This is a genomic window from Streptomyces marianii, assembly GCF_005795905.1.
Classification (GTDB): domain Bacteria; phylum Actinomycetota; class Actinomycetes; order Streptomycetales; family Streptomycetaceae; genus Streptomyces; species Streptomyces marianii.
Genome location: NZ_VAWE01000001.1, coordinates 1,206,740 through 1,225,575 on the forward strand (window position 1 = coordinate 1,206,740; position 18,836 = coordinate 1,225,575).

At 72.2% G+C, this 18,836-nt stretch carries 14 protein-coding genes; 9 read left to right on the plus strand and 5 right to left on the minus strand.

Annotated features, from left to right (window positions below):
* Positions 1–144 precede the first annotated feature (144 nt).
* The 8 genes from FEF34_RS05530 (at position 145) to FEF34_RS05565 (ending at position 11,742) form a co-directional block, all read left to right on the plus strand.
* Positions 145–711: a nucleotide triphosphate diphosphatase NUDT15 gene (locus FEF34_RS05530; protein ID WP_138052111.1), complete on the plus strand. Its 567-nt coding sequence runs from the start codon at positions 145–147 to the stop codon at positions 709–711.
* The gene (locus tag FEF34_RS05535) at positions 708–2,360 is read left to right on the plus strand and encodes a sigma-70 family RNA polymerase sigma factor (RefSeq protein ID WP_234042285.1); all 1,653 of its coding nucleotides are present in this window, start codon (positions 708–710) and stop codon (positions 2,358–2,360) included. The genes FEF34_RS05530 and FEF34_RS05535 overlap by 4 nt, the downstream gene beginning before the upstream one ends.
* 594 nt (positions 2,361–2,954) lie before the next feature.
* On the plus strand, positions 2,955–3,182 hold the full coding sequence (locus FEF34_RS05540; protein WP_138057302.1) for a type A2 lantipeptide: 228 nt from the start codon (positions 2,955–2,957) through the stop codon (positions 3,180–3,182).
* A gap of 99 nt (positions 3,183–3,281) precedes the next feature.
* Positions 3,282–4,220, plus strand: coding sequence for an HlyD family efflux transporter periplasmic adaptor subunit (locus FEF34_RS05545; protein WP_138052112.1), 939 nt, complete (start codon positions 3,282–3,284; stop codon positions 4,218–4,220).
* Complete coding sequence (locus FEF34_RS05550; RefSeq protein WP_407698257.1) at positions 4,205–6,475, plus strand: NHLP family bacteriocin export ABC transporter peptidase/permease/ATPase subunit; 2,271 nt, start codon at positions 4,205–4,207, stop codon at positions 6,473–6,475. The genes FEF34_RS05545 and FEF34_RS05550 overlap by 16 nt, the downstream gene beginning before the upstream one ends.
* Before the next feature lies 1 nt (position 6,476).
* Complete coding sequence (locus FEF34_RS05555; RefSeq protein WP_138052113.1) at positions 6,477–9,353, plus strand: NHLP bacteriocin export ABC transporter permease/ATPase subunit; 2,877 nt, start codon at positions 6,477–6,479, stop codon at positions 9,351–9,353.
* 269 nt (positions 9,354–9,622) lie between these two features.
* Positions 9,623–10,960, plus strand: coding sequence for a VWA domain-containing protein (locus tag FEF34_RS05560; protein ID WP_138052114.1), 1,338 nt, complete (start codon positions 9,623–9,625; stop codon positions 10,958–10,960).
* Positions 10,960–11,742, plus strand: coding sequence for a hypothetical protein (locus FEF34_RS05565; protein WP_138052115.1), 783 nt, complete (start codon positions 10,960–10,962; stop codon positions 11,740–11,742). The genes FEF34_RS05560 and FEF34_RS05565 overlap by 1 nt, the downstream gene beginning before the upstream one ends.
* A 320-nt stretch (positions 11,743–12,062) precedes the next feature.
* Here the strand turns inward: FEF34_RS05565 and FEF34_RS05570 are convergent, their stop codons facing one another.
* The 4 genes from FEF34_RS05570 to FEF34_RS05585 are packed head-to-tail and all read right to left on the minus strand — an operon-like array spanning position 12,063 to position 16,186.
* Positions 12,063–12,653: a GTP-binding protein gene (locus tag FEF34_RS05570; RefSeq protein WP_138052116.1), complete on the minus strand. Its 591-nt coding sequence runs from the start codon at positions 12,651–12,653 to the stop codon at positions 12,063–12,065.
* Complete coding sequence (locus FEF34_RS05575; RefSeq protein WP_138052117.1) at positions 12,640–13,005, minus strand: DUF742 domain-containing protein; 366 nt, start codon at positions 13,003–13,005, stop codon at positions 12,640–12,642. Before FEF34_RS05575 ends, FEF34_RS05570 begins: the two co-directional genes overlap by 14 nt.
* On the minus strand, positions 13,005–13,409 hold the full coding sequence (locus FEF34_RS05580; RefSeq protein WP_138052118.1) for a roadblock/LC7 domain-containing protein: 405 nt from the start codon (positions 13,407–13,409) through the stop codon (positions 13,005–13,007). Before FEF34_RS05580 ends, FEF34_RS05575 begins: the two co-directional genes overlap by 1 nt.
* Complete coding sequence (locus FEF34_RS05585) at positions 13,406–16,186, minus strand: sensor histidine kinase (protein WP_138052119.1); 2,781 nt, start codon at positions 16,184–16,186, stop codon at positions 13,406–13,408. Before FEF34_RS05585 ends, FEF34_RS05580 begins: the two co-directional genes overlap by 4 nt.
* Positions 16,187–16,606: 420 nt before the next feature.
* Here FEF34_RS05585 and FEF34_RS05590 point away from each other — a divergent pair, with 420 nt between their 5' ends.
* Positions 16,607–17,386, plus strand: a complete 780-nt coding sequence (locus FEF34_RS05590; RefSeq protein WP_138052120.1) for an N-formylglutamate amidohydrolase — start codon at positions 16,607–16,609, stop codon at positions 17,384–17,386.
* Between the two features lie 401 nt (positions 17,387–17,787).
* Here FEF34_RS05590 and FEF34_RS05600 read toward each other — a convergent pair whose 3' ends face one another.
* Positions 17,788–18,582: a hypothetical protein gene (locus FEF34_RS05600; RefSeq protein ID WP_138052121.1), complete on the minus strand. Its 795-nt coding sequence runs from the start codon at positions 18,580–18,582 to the stop codon at positions 17,788–17,790.
* Positions 18,583–18,836: the final 254 nt, after the last annotated feature.

Consider the following 18,836-nt stretch of genomic DNA (forward strand, 5'->3'; position numbering starts at 1 on the left):
CGCCGCCCCGGCCTGCGGCGCCCCCGTGCGGCTCACGGGAGGGGCCGCAAACGGCACCGGGCCCGAGGCGTCACACCCGTCACACCCGTCACACCCGGGCCGAGTCCGTCACGGGCGGGATTCGAAACCTCGTACGATCCCCGCATGGCGACCCACTCCCCCGGCCCCGCTCCCGAGGAGCGGCCCGCACGCGCGTTCCCCGCACCCAACGGCCTGACCGGCGTCGGCATGATCGTCGTCGAGCCCGGCGGACGGATCCTGCTCGGCCTGGACCGCGGCGGCCGCTGGGAGCTTCCCGGCGGCAAGGTCGACCCCGGGGAGAGCTTCGAGCGCGCGGGCGCCAGGGAGCTCGTCGAGGAGACGGGGCTGCGGGTCCGCGAGGAGGACGTGGCCGTCGTCGCCGTGGTGGTGGACGGAAACCGCGGTTTGACCCGGATCTCGGCGGCCGGTCTCGTCACGGGAGTGGAGGGCGAGCCGGAGGTCACCGAACCCGACAAGATCGTGCGCTGGCAGTGGCACGATCCGGCTCACATTCCGGGCGAACTGTTCGAACCCTCCGCCGCGGTCCTGCGCGCCTGGCGTGCGGATCTAACACTCCCGGCTGTTTCTGCGTACTCCTATCCGATTTCTGTTATCGGGACGGAGGCAGGGCGTCTCCCAGGTGTCGGAGGAGACATGTCCCAGCCCAGGAAGAGAGTGGACACAGCGTGAGCAGCGAAAGCGAAGCCGCGGTGATCATGGCGGCGCAGGCCGGTGACCAGCACGCCCAGGACCGGCTCGTCGCCGGGTACCTCCCGCTGGTCTACAACATCGTGGGCCGTGCCATGAACGGCCACGCGGACGTGGACGACGTGGTGCAGGAGACCATGCTCCGCGTCCTGGGCGGCCTGGACGGACTGCACAGCCCGGACAGCTTCCGCAGCTGGCTGGTCGCCATCACCATGAACCAGATACGCGGCCACTGGCGGGAGCGCCGTGCGGGCGCGATACCCGGCGGCGGAGGGCTCGACGACGCGTACGACGTCGTCGACCCCGGCGCGGACTTCGTGGACCTGACCATCACCCGCCTCGGCCTCTCCGGTCAGCGGCGGGAGACGGCCGAGGCGACCCGCTGGCTGGACGAGGACGACCGCGCCCTGCTGTCGCTGTGGTGGCTGGAGGCCGCCGGGGAGTTGTCCCGGGAGGAGGTCGCCGCCGCGCTGGAGCTGTCCCCGCAGCACACGGCGGTACGGGTGCAGCGCATGAAGGCCCAGTTGGAGACGGCCCGCGTGGTGGTCCGCGCCCTGTCCGCCGAACCCGGCTGCGTGCTGCTGGAGCCGATCATCGCGAGCTGGGACGGTCTGCCCTCCGCCCTGTGGCGCAAGCGGATCGCCCGTCATGCCCGGGGCTGCACGCTCTGCTCGGGCCACTGGTCCGGGCTGGTGCCCGCCGAAGGACTGCTCGTCGGGCTGGCCTTGGTGCCGGTGGCCGCGTCGCTGGCGGCCTTCGCCCCGCAGGCCCCGGACATGGCGGCCACGGCGTCGTTCGGCGCACCGCCGCACGCGTCGCACGCCCCCGGCTCCGCCCGTACAGCAGGGGAGGATGACCCGTCCGGCTCCGGCGAGTCGGCCGCCGGGGGGGCGCGAACCCAGGCCCGTCTGGAGCGCGCAAGGCGGCGGCGCCGCACCACGGCCGTGGCAGCCGCAGTGGCCGCTCTGGTCGCCGCGGGCGGTGCGGCCCATCTCCTGCTCGGCCCGGAGGAGCCCGAGGAGCCCACCTCCACCGTGGCCGCCCCGGCCTCCCCCGAGCCGTCCTCCCCCTCGCAGTCCGCGTCCCCCTCTCCTTCGCTCTCCGCCTCCCCCTCCCCCTCTCCCAGTCCGAGCGTGAGCGCCAGCCCCAGCAAGACGGCGAAGCCGAAGCCCAAGCCGAGCACGGCCAGGCCGAAGCCCAAGCCGACGCCGACCCCCGAGGCGCCGGACCCGGAGCCCCCGCTGCCGAGCGGGGACGTCGCGCAGGTCGTCGCCCTGGTCAACACCGAGCGCGCCAAGGCGGGATGCGGTCCGGTGCGCAGCAACGACAAGCTCGAGACGGCCGCACGGCGCCACTCCGAGGACATGGCGGCCCGCGGCTACTTCGACCACACCAGCCCGGACGGCACCGACCCCGGAGACCGCATCACCGCAGCCGGCTACCGGTGGAGCACGTACGGGGAGAACATCGCGCGGGGCCAGCAGAGCCCGTCGTCGGTGATGGACTCGTGGATGAACAGCCCGGGCCACCGCGCCAACATCCTCAACTGCTCGTTCAAGGAGCTCGGTGTCGGCATCCACGACGCCTCCGGCGGGCCGTGGTGGACGCAGGCGTTCGGCACGTCTCTCTGACCTTCGTGGGCCGCCTCCTCCGCCTCCGGGGCGGCCCACCCCTCGCCGGCGCCGACGTCCCACGCACGCCCGTGCCGGCGCCCGGCGGCAGTGCCCCCGGCGGCCCGCACACCCCTCGCACCGACGGCCGGCACCCTTCCCCGCCGGCGGCCCGCGTCCCTTCACGCTGACCGGAACAGAGTCTTCCGCAAACCTGCACACCGAACACGCTACGGGCGCACGGCGATTGGCCTCCGCCCGGTGCGCCCCGCGAGGTTGACGGTGCACTGATCCATTGGGACCGGAGTGTCCGATTCCGCGACAGGCCGCCCTTTCACCCGGACGGAATCGGGCCGGTGAAACTTGTGAAGAAGTGGCCACCGCCGCGTGGACACGCCTGCACGTGAAACTGATTCCCAGACGGATCGGGCGCCTACCGGGCGCCCCGGGATTGGATGTCGGGTCCGTCTACGTGCTTTGATCCTGCGCACTGCGGGAGTTGCGCTCGGGTTCCCGGTTTCATGGACCCGCACGCCCGCCGTGACGCGGCCGGTACGTAATCCGGCGGGGCCGGCCGTGACCTTTAGGAATATCCACATGAAGGGAAGCTTCATCATGAACTTCACCCCCCAGGTCGAGACCGCTGAGATCTCCGACGCCGACCTCGACAACGTCTCCGGCGGTCTGCACAGCGCCGTTGCCGCCGGTGCGGTTTCCGGTCTGACCTCCACCGTTGACGGCATCGTCCCGGCTTCCGCTCTGGTGGGCTCCGTCGTCGGCACCGTCGAGGGTGCGACCGGCCTGAACACCGGTGCCGCCACCGGTCTCGTCGCCGGCCTCTGAGAGCACGCCCCGAGTGAGCCCCGGAACCTTCCCCGTTCCGGGGCTCACCCGCGCTTTTCACCCCCGGACCCGGACATACGCAGTCGAGGGAAGAGTTACGTGCAGTTCCGCCAAAAGGCCCTTTCCAAGCTGCAGTCGCCGGAAGAAATCGATCTGCCGGTCCGATTCGCCCGCCCGCAGGGCTGGCTCGTCCTCACCGTCACGGTGATCGTGATGGTGGCGGCCGCATTCTGGGCGATAAACGGTTCCATTTCGTCCACGGTGCGCGGACCGGGAATTCTCACGCACGCGCGGGGCAGTTACGTGCTGCAGAGTCCGGTCGCGGGTCAGGTGACCGAAGTGCTCGCCGCGGAGGGCGAGAACCTCCCTGCCGGCGCACCGCTGCTGCGGGTGAGCACCTCCGGTACCCGGGGCGAGGGCGACGGGGAGCCCACCGACGGCGACCGCTCGGACGGCACCGGATCGGGCTCCGGTGCGGACTCCGGCACCGGCGACGCGGTCGGAGACGGTGACAGCCGGGACGGCACCAGGAAGAAGGAAGGCGCCCTCGTCCGCGCCCTCGCAGCGGGCCGCGTCACGTCTCTCGTGGCCACCCTCGGCGCCGTCGTCGCCACCGGCGCCGATGTCGCCGTCCTGGAACGCGTGGACGGCCCCCGGTCCCCCCTGAGGGCGATGCTCTACCTCCCCGCCGACAACGGCTCGACCGTCCCCGTCGGCGCACGGGTCGACCTCACCGTCCAGTCGGTGCCCTCCCCGCGGTACGGAGTGCTGCGCGGCCGGGTGAAGGCCGTCGGCCGGAACTCGCAGAGCAGGCAGCAGATCGCGGGATTCCTCGGCGACGGCCAGCTCGCCGAGCAGTTCTCCCGGCAGGGCCGGCCCGTCGCCGTCCTGGTGGAACTCGACCGATCCTCCCGCACCGAGTCCGGGTACGTCTGGTCGTCCTCCGACGGACCGCCGTACGCCGTCGAGTCCATGACCCCGGCCGACGGCGCGATCCGCCTGGCCGACCAGCGTCCGATCGATTGGCTGCTCCCGTGACGGCTCCCTCCCCCACCACCGCCCGCACCGGCGGCCGCCGCGGCGGCGGTCCGCGGCGCGTGAACCCGCGACGGGCTGCCCGCAAGCCCGCCGCACCGGTCAGGCAGAGGAGCGTCCGCACCCCCACCGTGCTCCAGATGGAAGCCGTGGAGTGCGGTGCCGCGGCGCTCGCCATGGTGCTCGCCCACTACGGCCGGCACGTGCCCCTGGAGGAGCTGCGGATCGCCTGCGGTGTCTCCCGCGACGGCTCCCGCGCCAGCAACATCCTCAAGGCGGCCCGCAGTTACGGCCTCGAGGCCAAGGGCATGCAGATGGAGCCGGCCGCGCTCGCCGGGGTCCGGGCCCCGGCCGTCCTGTTCTGGGAGTTCAACCACTACGTCGTCTACGACGGCATGGGGCGCCGGCTCGGCCGCCGCGGCGTGCACATCAACGACCCGGACAAGGGACGCCGGTTCGTATCCACGGAGGACTTCGACACCAGTTTCACCGGCGTGGTGCTGGTCCTCGAGCCCGGTGACGGATTCCGCCGCGGCGGCCGCAAGCCCGGCGTGCTGCGCTCCGTGCCCGCCCGGCTGCGCGGCACCACCGGCACCATGGCCGCCGCGCTGCTCGCCAGCCTGCTGCTCGTCGCGGTCGGCGCGGCGCTGCCCGCGCTGAGCCGGACGTACATCGACAGGTACCTGGTAGGCCGTCAGACCTCGCTGCTGGGGGTCCTCTTCGCCTCGATGGCGGCGATGGTCGCGCTGACCGCCGTGCTGACCGGTCTCCAGCAGGCCAATCTGCTGCGCGGCCGCGTCATCTCGTCCACGCTGAGCAGCGCCCGGTTCCTCCGGCATCTGCTCAGACTGCCCGTGACGTTCTTCGGCCAGCGCAGTCCCGCCGACCTCGTCCAGCGTCTGCAGTCGAACGACGCGGTCGCCGAGACACTGGCCCGCGACCTGACCGCGTTCGGCGTCGACGGCATCGTCGTCGTCCTGTACGCGCTGCTGCTGTGGACCTACGATCCCCAGCTGACCGTCGTCGGCGTGCTCATCGCCCTGCTGAACGTGGTCGCGATGCGGGTCGTGGTGCGCCTGCGGGCGACGCGTCCCCAGAAGCTGCGCGCCGACAGCGCCCGGCTGACGAACACCTCGTACACCGGCATCCAGCTCATCGAGACGATGAAGGCGACCGGTGGCGAGAGCGGCTACTTCCGCCGCTGGGCCGGGCAGCACGCCATCACGCTGGAGGAACAGCAGCGGCTCGGTGTGCCGAGCGCCGTGCTCGCCGTCGTGGCACCGACCCTGGCCACGCTCAACAGCGCGCTGATCCTGTGGATCGGCGGTCTGCGGGCGGTCGAGGGCCATATCTCGATCGGTCTGCTCGTGGCCTTCCAGGCGCTCGTGACCCGGTTCACCGCGCCGATCACCCGGCTCAACGGCATGGCCTCCCGCATCCAGGACTTCGCCGCCGACGTGGCCCGGCTGAAGGACGTGGAGAACTTCCCGGCCGACGGGCTCTACACGCGGCCCGAGCCCCTCGCGGACACCCGCAGGCTGCGCGGCCACGTCACCGTGGAGAACGTCACCTTCGGCTACAGCCCGCTGGACAAGCCTCTGCTCACCGGCTTCTCGCTGTCGGTGGGCCCGGGCAGCCAGGTCGCGCTCGTCGGCGGCTCCGGCAGCGGCAAGTCCACCGTGTCCCGGCTGATCGCGGGCCTCTACGGCCCGTGGGAGGGCGTCATCCGCATCGACGGGCGGCGGCTGGACGAGATCCCGCGCGGCGCGCTCGCCGCCTCCGTCTCCTTCGTCGACCAGGACGTGTTCCTGTTCGAGGGCACGGTCCGCGACAACGTGGCCCTGTGGGACCCGTCGATCACCGACGAGGCCGTCGTCGACGCGCTGAAGGACGCGGAGCTGTACGACGTGGTCGCCCGGCGGCCCGGCGGCGTCCACGGCCGGGTCGAGCAGGACGGCCGCAACTTCTCCGGCGGGCAGCGGCAGCGGCTGGAGATCGCCCGGGCGCTGGTGCGCCGGCCCAGTGTGCTGGTGCTGGACGAGGTGACCAGCGCGCTGGACGCGGAGACCGAGCAGCTGATCATCGACAATCTGCGCCGCCGCGGCTGTGCGTGCGTGGTGATCGCCCACCGGCTGAGCACCGTGCGCGACAGCGACGAGATCGTGGTGCTCGACCACGGCACGGTCGTGGAGCGCGGACGGCACGAGGAACTGGTCGCGCGCGGGGGCGCGTACGCCGAACTGGTCAAGGAGCACTGAGGTGATCCCCGTACAGCCCGGTCACCACGCCGGGTCCGAGCACTCCGACGACGCGGTGCTCGCCGCGTTCGGCGGGCTCGGGCAGCATGTCGACTGCGCCGGGCTGCGCAGTGTGCCGCTGGAGGGCCCGCAGGTGCTGTGGCTGCTGGTCGACGGCGCGCTCGACCTGTTCGCGGTCGACGAAGCCCGGCAGGGGCACTGGCACTTCCTCGGACGGCTGGAGAAGGGCACGCTGCTGCTCGGCCCGGTGGAGGGTCCCCAGCACACGCTGGTCGGCAGGCCGTTGCAGGGGTGCGTGCTGCGCCGCATCCCGCTGCTGGAGCTCCACCGGCAGCAGCAGTCCGGTTACGGCGACGCCTGGTCGTACCAGAGCCCCTACCAGAGCGAGTACGACAGCCGGGACGGCACCCTGAGTCTGCTGGAGCACGCCTTCGCGCTCGGCGTGGGACGCGGCCAGCGGGTGCTGTTCGAGGCGCCTTTGGACGGACGGACGACGGACGACGCAGCGGTGGCGGACGACGACGTCCTGTGGCTGCCGGTCTTCCCCGGCTGCGTGCAGTACGGCGCCGCGTTCAGCGCCGAGACCGCCGCCGACCTGCTCGTCGACGGCGCGCTCTGGCAGCAGATGGTCAACCAGCAGTACCGGCTGCTGTCGGGACTCGACCGCTGGATCGAGCGGACGGAGCAGGCCCACGAGGACCGGGCGGCCGCCGGGATCAGGGCCGGAGAGGCGGTGCGCGCGGGTGCCGACCAGGCGCTGCTGGCGTCCATCGGCCACTCCCGCAGGGCCTCTTCGGCCCGCTCCCGGGGTGCCGTCTCCGACGACGCGGCGTACGCGGTGTGCCGGCTCGTCGCCTCGGCGGCCGGTATCGCGCTCGGCGAACTCGCGCAGGGCGGGCCGGTCGACGAACGGACCGGGCCGGTGGAGCGCATCGCCCGCGCCTCCCGGGTGCGCACCCGTGCCGTACGGCTCGACGGCCGCTGGTGGCGGGAGGACTGCGGTCCGCTGGTGGGTCAACGGGCCAGGTCCGGGGCTCCGGTGGCACTGCTGTGGCGGCGCGGCGGCTACCGGGCGGTGAACCCGGCCACGGGCAGCCGCATCCGCGTCGACGAGGAGAACGCCGAGGAGTTCGAGCAGCGGGCCGTGATGTTCTACCGGCCGCTGCCCGAGCGGCCGTTGGGCCTGTGGCGGCTGATGCGCTTCAGCCTCCGCGGCTCGCGCACGGACGTGCGGAACCTGGCCGTCGCGGGACTGGTCGCGGTCGTCCTGGGCGCACTCGTGCCGATCGCCACCGGCAAGGTGCTCGGGGTGTACGTACCGAACGCCCGGACGGACCTGATCGTCCAGGTGTCGGTGGCGGTGATGGTCGCGGGTGCCGTCTCGGCCGTGTTCATGCTGATGCAGAACCTCACCGTGCTCCGTATGGAGGGCCGGATCGAGAGCACGCTGCAGCCCGCGGTGTGGGACCGGCTGCTGCGTCTGCCGACGAGGTTCTTCGCGGAGCGCTCCACCGGCGAGCTGGCGAGCGCGGCGATGGGCGTCAGCGCCATCCGGCGGCTGCTGTCGGGCGTGGGGCCGGTCCTCGTCCAGGCGAGCACGGTCGGCGCGATGAACATGGTGCTGCTGCTGGTGTACAGCGTTCCGCTGGCGCTCGCGGCGATCGGCATCCTGATGGTGATCGCGGCGGTGTTCCTCGGCATGGGGCTGTGGCAGCTGCGCTGGCAGCGCCGGCTGGTGGAGCTGAACAACAAGCTGAACAACCAGGCGTTCCAGACCCTGCGGGGACTGCCCAAGCTGCGGGTGGCGGCGGCGGAGAGCTTCGCGTACGCGGCATGGGCGAAGCAGTTCGCGCGCAGCCGGGAGCTGCACCGGAGCGCGGGCCGGATCCGCAATCTGACGACGGTCCTCGACGCGGTCTATCTGCCGCTGAGCGCGCTGATCATGTTCATGCTGCTGGCCGGTCCGGCGAGCGGAAGTCTGACGGCGGGCGAGTTCCTGACGTTCCACACGGCCGTGACGATGATGCTGACGTCCGTGACCCAGCTGACCGGTGCGCTGGTCTCGGCCGCCGCCGTGCTACCCATGCTCGAACAGGTCAAGCCGGTCCTCGACGAGCCCCCGGAGGTACGGGGGACCAGCACCCGGCCGGGCGAGCTGTCAGGGGCGATCGAGGCCCGCAAGCTGTCCTTCCGCTACACCGATGACGGACCGCTCGTCCTCGACGCCGTGTCCCTGAACGTCCGGCCCGGGGAGTTCGTCGCGGTCGTCGGGCCCAGCGGCTGCGGCAAGTCGACGCTGCTGCGGATGCTCATCGGCTTCGACCGTCCCGCCTCCGGCAGCGTGCTGTACGACGGCCAGGACCTCGCGGCCCTGGACCAGGCTGCCGTACGCCGCCAGTGCGGTGTCGTCCTGCAGAACTCCCAGCCGTTCACCGGATCGATCCTGGACTGCATCCGGGGCGCGGAACCGTTCACGGAGGACGAGGCATGGGCGGCCGCCGAGATGGCGGGCCTCGCGGAGGACATCCGCCGGATGCCCATGGGCATGCAGACCGTGGTCTCCGGGGGCGGCGCCGTATCCGGGGGGCAGCGGCAGCGGCTGATGATCGCCCAGGCGCTGGTCCGCCGCCCGCGCGTACTGTTCTTCGACGAGGCGACGAGCGCCCTCGACAACGCGACCCAGCGGATCGTCACCGAGAGCACGCGCGCGCTGCACGCCACCCGGGTCGTCATCGCCCACCGGCTGTCGACGGTGATGGACGCCGACCGTGTGATCGTCATGTCCGAGGGCCGGGTGGTGCAGCAGGGTCCGCCGGCCCGGCTACTGGCGGACGTGGACGGCCGGCTGCACGAGCTGGTGCGGCGGCAGATGTTGTGACGGTGCGGCGGCGACCGGGTCGGACGGCGACGACGGTGCCCCCGGCCGGCGGGCACCGTGGACGCCTCGCGGCACTCGGAGCCGCCCCGGCCGAAGGCCGGGTCACCGGGACCGGAGCATGCCGCCGCAGAAGCCCGTGGCCGATGCGCGCCCCGGCCGGGTGCCCGATTGGGAGCCCGTCCGGGACGGCGTGCTCGACCGTACCCCTCCTGATCCCTCGTGTGCACGCGGAGTTGGGCCGGACCGCTCGGGCTCACTATGATCCGCCGATGATCATACGAAAGCGACTGGCGGCCGTCCTCTGCGGCGCGCTTCTGGTCACCGTCACCGGTGGGCTCCTCCCCTCCGCGGCCTTCGCCGACTCCGGCGGCACGGCCGAACGGGCGACCGGGAAGGAACCGCCCAAGGTCGAACTCGTCCTTGACGTCAGCGGTTCGATGCGGGCCCGCGACATCGACGGGCAGTCGCGGATGTCCGCGGCCAAGCAGGCGTTCAACGAGGTGCTGGAGGCGGTCCCGGAGGACGTAAGGCTCGGTATCCGCACCCTCGGCGCCGACTACCCCGGCAAGGACCGCAAGGAGGGCTGCAAGGACACCAAGCAGCTCTACCCGGTGGGCGAACTCGACCGGACCGAGGCGAAGACGGCGGTGGCGACGCTCGTCCCGACCGGCTGGACCCCGATCGGCCCCGCGCTGCTCGGCGCGGCCGACGACCTGGAGGGCGGGAACGCCACCCGGCGGATCGTGCTCATCACGGACGGCGAGGACACCTGCGCCCCGCTCGACCCGTGCGAGGTGGCGCGCGAGATCGCGGCCAAGGGCGTCGACATCACCATCGACACCCTCGGCCTCGTACCCAACGCCAGGATGCGCGCCCAGCTGATGTGCATCGCCGAGGCAACCGGCGGCACGTACACCTCCGTGCAGCACAAGGAGGAACTGTCCGACCGGGTGAGCCAGTTGGTCGACCGCGCCGCCGAGCCGGTCGTCACTCCGGTGGCCACCCAGGGCGGCGTACGCTGTGCCGACGCGCCGCGGCTGAAGGCCGGTCTCTACGCCGACCGCGAGACCTTCGGACAGCACCGCTGGTACCGCGTGGACCTGCTGCCCGGACAGGAGCTGCGCGCCTCGGTCAGCATCGCGGCCGACCGACCGGTCAACCGTGACCACGGTGTGCTGCTGCGCGCTTCGACCCTGGCCGGCCGAGAGATCGTTCGCGGCGAGTCGGCGGGCGACGGGCGGACCGACGTCGTCTCCACGGGCCTGCGCTACCCCAGGCCCGAGACCGACGACAGCGCCACGGACACCGGCACCGCAGACGACACCGATGGCGCGGGGACCGGCGACGGTGGTCCCGCCGCCGAGACCGTCTGCCTGCGGGTGAGCAACTCCTTCTCCGCCCCTGCCTCCGTCAAGACGGCCCCCGGCCTGCCCCTGGAGCTGACGATCGACATCACGGGCGGCCCCCGTGACGCCGGCGACGCGGCGTTCTTCGGCCTCGGCCACGGCTGGTGGCTGCTCGGCCTGCTGACCCTCGCCGGCTTCGCCGCGGGTGTGCTGTGGGGCTGGATCTCTCGCTGGCGCATCGCCGTCTGGAGGAGCAACTGATGCGTACCGTACGCATGTTCACGGCCGCTCTGCTGTCCGCCGCCGCACTGTTCACACTGCCGTTCCCGGGCGTCGCCGCAGCCGACTCGCCGTCGTCTGGCGTAAGCACGGATGACGAAGCCGCCGCGCCGACCGAGGCAGGCACGTCCTTCCGTACCGCCACCGTCGTACGCCCAGGACAGCGGGCCACGGCGCAGGGGTCGACCGGCGACTACCTGTACTGGCAGTTCCCGGCCGATGCCGGGCAGCGGGCCACCGTAAGGGCCAGGGTCGACCTGCCCCGCTCCGAAGCACGCCACGGCACCCACGTTTGGCGGCTCGACGTGTACGACGGGCTGAGGCGCCGCCAGGCGTGCCGCTACGGCAGCGACGCCCGGCCGGCCCCCGCCGAGGCCCGGTCGGTCGAGCTGAGTTGCGCGCTGCGCACGGTACGAGCCTGGTCCGAGCCATGGGCCGACGACCCGCTGCCCGGGACGTACTACGTACGCCTGACCGTCGTCGGAGCACCCGCCGAGGACTTGGGCGAGCCGGTCGACGCGTCCCTGGAGATCACGGCGGAGGACTCCGGCGGCGCCACGGCCGTCGACGGGCGGCTCGCCGCCCCGCTGGTCCCCGCTTCCGGCCGTGAGGTCGCACCGGACGGCGGCTGGTCGTCGGGCCGGTGGTCGTCCCGCATCCTCTGGACTGCCGGCGGCGCGGTCCTCGCCGCACTGGCCGGCATCTGCGGCTACCGCCTCACCCGCGGCAACGGCCGCCCCGCGCACCTACCGCCGGGAGCCTGACGGCGCGGGGAGCGTCGCCCGGCCGGGGTCTGCCGGCCCGGGCGCGGCGGCGCTCCCCGTCGCCGGGCAGTCCCTCGGCCCGTGCGCGCGACCGTCCCAGGTGTGGGAGCGGTGCCCGTCGTACGACTGCGCCGGCGCGCCGGGCAGTGTCCGCAGTCACGGCAAGAAGGCGCACGGCGCGCAAGGGTGAGGGTGAGAGGGGCACCGGCGTGAACGAGCAACCACCGAGTCGGCGACGGAGCCTGGAAACGGCCGTCCGGACCTACCGCGGCTGTGGGACACGCGACGCGCCCTGACCCCGCCCAGGGGCGACTGGACCGTCACACCCGCGTCGCCGTCCCCGCGTTGGCGATCAGCATGTCGAGAAGCGCGAGCAGCGCCGAGCGCACGTCCGTGCGGGTGCGGGCGTCGAGCATCAGGACGGGCGTGTCCGGGTCCCGGAGGTGCAGGGCCGACCTGATCTCCTCGGGAGTGTAGAGCTGTTCACCGTGGAAGCAGTTCGCGCCGACCACGAACGGGAGCCCGCGGCTCTCGAAGAAGTCGACCGCGGCGAAGCTGCGGTCGAGGCGCCGGGTGTCGACCAGCACGACCGCTCCGAGGGCGCCGTTGAGCAGGTCGTCCCACATGAACCAGAAGCGCTCCTGGCCTGGTGTCCCGAACAGGTAGAGGACGACGCCCGCGTCGGTGAGGGTGATGCGGCCGAAGTCCATCGCCACGGTGGTGACCGTCTTGGACTCGATCCCGTCCAGGTCGTCGACGCCGACGCCGGCGGCCGTCAGCCGCTCCTCCGTGCGCAGCGGCTCGATCTCGGAGATCGTCTCGACCAGAGTCGTCTTGCCGACGCCGAATCCTCCGGCCACGAGGATCTTGACGGGCGCGACTTCCTGGGCAGAGGTGTCATATGCGGGCAAGGTTGTCCCTGATTCTCCTGAGCAGGTGGACATTGCTGGTCTCGGCCTCCTCAAGGGGCGACCGGTGCCGTACCAGCCCGCGGTCCTCCAGTTCGCCGAGGAGGAGGATCACGGGCGTCAGACGCATGCGCATACGGGCTGCGATCTCCGCGACCGCCCGGCCGTTCGGAGGCATGCACAGGGACAGGACGGCCTGCCACTCGCTGGGCAGGCCGTCGTAGGCGTCCGGGGAGACCGCCGCCGTGACCGTGGTGTCCATGGTCAGCGAGGCCTGCGGAGCGGTCGTGCGCCCGTCGGTCAGGGCGTACAACCGCGTCCGGCGGCCGCCTCCTCGGCGCGGCGCGTCGGTCATTACGACGTCGGCGCCTGGGTGCGCTCGGGTGTGCTCAGCCACTCCCCGAGCGCCTGCGCGGTGCGTACGGCCTCGCCGCCCAGCTCGCCGAGCCGGGCCTTGCGGGACGTCACGACGATGAGGGTGCTGCCCTCACCGCATCCGACGATGCAGAGGTACCGGTCGTCCATCTCGACCAGCTGGCGGATGACCCGCCCGCCGTCGACCTCCCGGGAGATGGCCTTCATCGTGGACGCGATGCCGGAGGACGCCGCGGCCACACGCTCGCCCTGGGGGCGGTCCAGCAAGTAGGAGCTGAGCATGATCCCGTCGTTGGACAGCAGCACGGCGCCCTTGATGCCGGCGATCCTGCTCAGGTTGTTGTCCAGGACGCTGAAGATCATGTCGTTGGATGTCGTCGTCATCGCCGATCCTGTCGGAGCTCTTCTTCCACCATCTGGGTTCCCTGCTGGTAGTCGGCCCAGGCGTCGGCCACCTCCTCGGGGGTGTCCTGATCCCGCACGGCCGCCGCTTCCGTCGGTCGGCACGGCCCCAGGAGCTGTTCGGCCATGTGCGTCTGCGGGACCCGCTCGGGCAGCGCCGGGCGTCTGTCACGGGCCGGCTCGGCGGGGCGGGCGGGACGTGCAGACGCCTCCGGCGACTGCTGGTGCGAAGGCCGTTCGTGCGAGGCCCGGTCACGGGACGACCGGTCGAGCGGCGCCTGGTCACGCGGGGGCTCGTGGGACGGAGGCCGGTCGCGGGAGGGCTGGTCGCGGGACGTCTCCTCGTGCGGGCGCAGGTCCGACCACTGCTGCGCCCTGCGAACCGGCAGCCCGGCGCCCGTGTGCGGGCCCGTCTCCGGCTTGCCGCCGCCCGGGCCGCGCGGCGCGGGGACGGCGATCCCAAGGGGTGCGGCGTCCGTCCGCTCCGGTTCCACGGAGGCCGGTTCCATGTGCTCCGGCACCACGGGCGCCGACTCCACATGCTCCTGCTCCAGGGGGGCCGACTCCAGATGCTCCCGCACCACGGGCGCCGGCACCCTATGCGCGGTCTCCGGACCCCCCTGCGCCTCCCGGGCAGGCTCGACACGGCCGGTCTCGCCGTCGGCCCGGGCCGAACATGCCGACTGCTCCCACTCCTCACGAGCGGTCTCGACCAGGGAAGCCGCGACCGTGTGGGCCTCGCCCCGGGAGGGTCCGGTCCGCGCGGACTCGCTGTGCCTCGACGCCACCGGCGGCGCACCTCCCGTCTCGCCCTTCGTCGGTACGAGCAGCGCCTTGGGAAGGATCACCACGGCCGACGTCCCGCCGTACACCGACCTGCGCAGAACGACCGTGGCCCCGAGCCCGTCGGCGAGGTGGCCGACCACGAAGAGTCCCAGCCGATGGGCGTTCTCCGCCAGCACGGCGTACGGCGGTGCCGAGTGCAGGCGCCCGTTCATCTCCTCGTAGGTCGCGGGTGCCACCCGTGGTCCACGGTCCTCGATCTCCACCGAGATCCCGTCGGCGACGAGTTCGGCCCGGATGACGACCTTCGACCTCGGTGGGGAGAACCGCGTCGCGTTGTCCAGCAGCTCGGCCAGGAGATGGCTGACCTGGCTGATCACGGCTGCTTCGACACTGATCTCGTCCAGCGCCTGCCGCTCGATGCGGCGGAAGTCCTCGACCTCGGCCGCCGCTTCGCGCAGCAGGTCGGCGATGCGCATGGGTCCGGTGTGGGGGTCGGGGATCTCCCCGCCGGCCAGGATGAGCAGGTTCTCGATCTGCCGGCGCATTCCGACCGTCAGCTGGTCGGCGCGCATCAGCTCGGCGAGGAGCGCCTCGTCGTGCCCGAAGGTGTCCTGAAGTTCCTCCGTGAGGCTCAGCTGGCGGCTGACCAGGTTTCCGGTGCGGGAGGCGATGCCCGCGGCGAACTTCCCGAAGCCCAGGCGCTCGGCGGCGAGTTGCCGGTGGCCGCTCACGGAGACGGCGACCACCCGCGCGAACGAGTCGCTGATGCGACCCACTTCGTCCTGCTCTCCGCGGACCGCGGGCAGTGCGTCGGAGTCGACGGGCCGGCCGCTCTGCAACCGGTCCACGACGTCCGGCAGCGTGCTCTCGGCGACGGTCACCGTCCGGTCGTGCAGACGGCTCAGCCTGCGCAGCACCGACCGCGTCGTGAGGGCGACGACGGTCGCGACGGCCAGCAGTGCGGCCGCGCTGCCCGCGATCAGCCAGGCGACCTCGGTCTCGAGGTCCGTCGCCCGGGCGTCGGCGCGCGCCAGCAGGGCCCGGGACCGGTCGGCGTTCAGCGTGCTGAGCTGCGGCCCCCACTGTTCCTGCGCGGCCTTCCACCCCTTGACGTCACGGGGCAGCTTCACACCGTCGTCGGTGATCGACTGCTCGGCCAGGACGGCGCTCTCGATGCGGGTCTTGGTCTGCCACGCTCCCGAGCGGACCATCTGCGCGTAGAGGTCGTTCTGCGCGTCCGGCAGGTACGGCACGATCCACGCGTCGTACAGGTACCGCTGGGCACCGACGGCGTTCACGAAGTCGGCGAACCTGGAGGTGGTCAGCGTCCTCGACGGCCCTGCCTGCGCGAGGATCATGTCCTCCTGGGCCACCATCTCGGACGCCGCGAACATGGCGGTGACGACGCGGGTGTCCTCGCTGAGCCCGCCGTCCTCCGTGTGGGTCAGCTGGTCCTGGTAGAAGCGGATCATCTGGCCGATCACGCCGCTGTAGTAGACGAGTGTGCTGTCGGCGCTTCCGATGCCGCTGTCGGTGCGCTCGCGGTAGGACTTCAGGTCGTCCAGTTCCTGCGAGACCTCCAGCAGGCGGCGGTCCGCCACCTCGGACACCGCGCTGCCGGGCGCCCACGACCGGCGGAACCCAGTCGCGGCCTGGTCGGTGGCCGCGCGCCGCTCCCGCATGTCGTCCTCGGGCACCGTGGTGCCGGCCCAGCGCGCGGCGGTCAGCGTCCGCTCGGACTGCATCGCGACCATGAGCCGGTACAGGGGTACGCCCAGCCGTTCACCGGAGTCCACGTCGGCGCGCAGGTGTTCCGACTGCTCCAGCAACCGGTGCGCGGCCAGCGCCGATTGGACGCCCAGGGCCACGATGGGGACGACCGCGAGCCAGGTGAGCAGCGTACGCAGGCGCAGGGTGCGCCGCCGGCGCCTCGCCGACGGACCTCGTGATCCGATGGGTTGTATCGGTGACATCAGTCCTCGGGAACGGGGGACAGCGTGACGGACCGTCGACGGGTCGGGGTGCTGCCCCGGGACTGGGGAAACACCTTTCCGGCCCAGGTCGGGACCAGGATGAGGAGCCCGATCATAACCAGCCACACCCAGAAAAAAGAGAGGTTGCGTCAGAAATCAGTTCGATGTTAAAGGGCGGTCGCGAGGAGCCGAGGAGAGGGGTCGGGGGACGCGAGTCCGTGCCGGAGGGCACGCCGGGTGCCGCTCGTACACCGCCGGCTCCCATGGCGACCCGTTCGGCCGTGCCCAGTCCGCGGACGGCCCCACGCTCGTCGCGCACAACGCCGAAGTCGTCGCGGTCGAGCCCTCCGCCGACCGCCGACCACCGACCACCGACCACCGACCACCGACCACCGACCACCGACCGTAAGATCATCCTTCATGCCCTCCTTCCGTCTCCTCCCGGGCGCCGGCGACTCGCCCGTCGTGCTGCACGTCCCGCACTCCTCGCGTGAGATCCCGGAGTGGGTGCGTCGCGGCATCGAGTTGGACGACACCGCGCTGGCACTCGAACTCGACCACATCACCGACTCCCACACGGCCGCCATCGCCGCCGCCGGGGCGGACGCCGCCGCGGTCAGGCCGTGGCAGTTCGTCAACGGGCTCTCCCGGCTGGTGATCGACCCCGAGCGGTTCCCCGACGAGCGCGAGGAGATGCTCGCCGTCGGCATGGGCGCGGTCTACACCCGGACCACGCACCGCGAGCGCCTGCGACCGGCGGACAGGGACCCACGGCCGCTCGTCGAGCGCTACTTCCACCCGTACGCGCAGGGCATGACCGCTGCCGTGGCCGACCGTCTCGGAACCGTCGGACGTGCGGTGGTCATCGACGTCCACTCGTATCCCACCGAGCCGCTGCCCTACGAACTGCACGGCGACGGACCCCGGCCGCCGATCTGCCTGGGCACGGACCCCTTCCACACCCCGCCCGCCCTCCTCGCCGCCGCGGAGCGGGCGTTCGCGGGCTTCGGCGGCACCGGGTTCGACAGCCCCTTCGCTGGTGCGTACGTGCCCCTCGAGTTCCACGGCAAGGACCCCCGCGTCAGCGCCCTGATGATCGAGATCCGACGCGACGTCTACATGACCGAACCCGGAGGCCCGGCCGGTCCCGGTCTGGAGCTCCTGGGCGCGGCGCTGGCAGAGCTGACCGATTCGATCTGAGGGACGTCTACGGGGCCGTCGGCGGCTCCTCCGGCTGCCGGACCCGGAGCTCCGGGAACAGCGCGACGGGGTGCCCCGGGATGAGCGGGCGACGGCCGGCTGTCCCGGGCTCGGCATCCCGGCGTGAGTGGCCCTCCACAGTGGAACCGGACCGCCTGATGGCCACGTTCCCCGTCACGGCACGTCGGGGCGGTACGCGTGCGGTGGCGAAGGGCTCGCCGCTGCGTCGGACGTGCGCCATCCGCTCGCGCACCTCCCACAGGGTGCGCGGACGGAACCCGGGCCCGCTGCGGCAGCTCTGCGTAGGTCCCCCCTCAGCCGCCTGGGACTCGCAGTCACGCGCGCACGGACGGGCCTCGCGTGCGGCACGGGTGGGGCAGTTCTGGTTGCCGGACTCTGCCTCACGTGCCGCGGACGTCCGGCTCCAGTGACACGGCGACGAGCCGGTCGCTGAAGAGCTCCGGAGCTTCGGAAGGCACTCCGTCCGCTGCGTGGGTGCCCGCCCGAGCTGTGCGGTAGGCACGAACGGCCGGGTCTGACAAGGTCACGGCGACGACAGGGCAGTCCGCGGCGTCGTTCGTCGTCTCAGGGCTGCACTTGACCACATCGAGCATGCTGCGCCCCGGGCAGACCGCCCCCGCCGGCACGGCCACGTCGAGGAGCAGGTCCTTGCCGGGGGCCACCCGGAAGCGTCCCGACGGCGGCGCGGCGACGGGCCTGCCCTCGAAGCCGCCGTGGACGACGGTAGCCGTCAGCCCGCGGGCGCTGGCACGGCGGCCCTCCCCGTGCGGACCGAAGAGGTCGACCGTGACACTGCCCTGCGTCAACGGCGCTTCCAGGAGGAGGGGTTCGTCGTCGACATGGATCGCGAGGTGAATCGTGAAGGTGGGGTGGCCGGGTCCCTTCGGGCCCGGGTCCCGAACGTCCAAGGCGGTGAGGACCAATGTGGGGTCGTCGCCACGCTCACCCTCTCCTCGCGGCCGGGGCCGGGGGCCGTCGTCCACCGCGCACTTCGTCAACTGGGCTGTGCCCCCGCCGGGCAGAGGCGCGTCGTGCAAGGTCGCAACTGGCGCGAGGCGCTGCACCAGGGGACTCAGCGACATGTCCAAGGGAAGCATCAGCGACGCCGCGAGCAGCAGCAGCGTGGTCACGGGAGCGGCGAGAAGCAGCCAGGAGCGGAAGGATACTCGGGTCACGGTTATCCCAGCGGAGGGAAGGCCGAGATCGTCACTCGTGCGAGCGATCCCGTGTTTCGCGGCCGGCTGGAACAGGGCGCCGGGGAGGTGTTCGCGCCGCCCGCCCGGGTTGATCAGCGAGTGAACGGCGGACTGCACTGAGGGAGTTCACCGCTGTTCAGATCAACACCAGTCGCGCTGACACGCCCGGGATCCGGTGAATTGCCCGTCATATGCCGTCGGAATGCGGTGGGATCGGGGCCGTTGTTCCACCC

Bases quoted from the DNA above. Each gene is read 5' to 3' on its own strand.
- FEF34_RS05530 (WP_138052111.1), top strand. From the start codon at position 145: ATGGCGACCCACTCCCCCGGCCCCGCTCCCGAGGAGCGGCCCGCACGC.
- FEF34_RS05540 (WP_138057302.1), top strand. From the start codon at position 2,955: ATGAACTTCACCCCCCAGGTCGAGACCGCTGAGATCTCCGACGCCGAC.
- FEF34_RS05560 (WP_138052114.1), top strand. From the start codon at position 9,623: ATGATCATACGAAAGCGACTGGCGGCCGTCCTCTGCGGCGCGCTTCTG.
- FEF34_RS05565 (WP_138052115.1), top strand. From the start codon at position 10,960: ATGCGTACCGTACGCATGTTCACGGCCGCTCTGCTGTCCGCCGCCGCA.
- FEF34_RS05575 (WP_138052117.1), bottom strand. From the start codon at position 13,005: ATGACCGACGCGCCGCGCCGAGGAGGCGGCCGCCGGACGCGGTTGTAC.
- FEF34_RS05580 (WP_138052118.1), bottom strand. From the start codon at position 13,409: ATGACGACGACATCCAACGACATGATCTTCAGCGTCCTGGACAACAAC.
- FEF34_RS05585 (WP_138052119.1), bottom strand. From the start codon at position 16,186: ATGTCACCGATACAACCCATCGGATCACGAGGTCCGTCGGCGAGGCGC.
- FEF34_RS05590 (WP_138052120.1), top strand. From the start codon at position 16,607: ATGCCCTCCTTCCGTCTCCTCCCGGGCGCCGGCGACTCGCCCGTCGTG.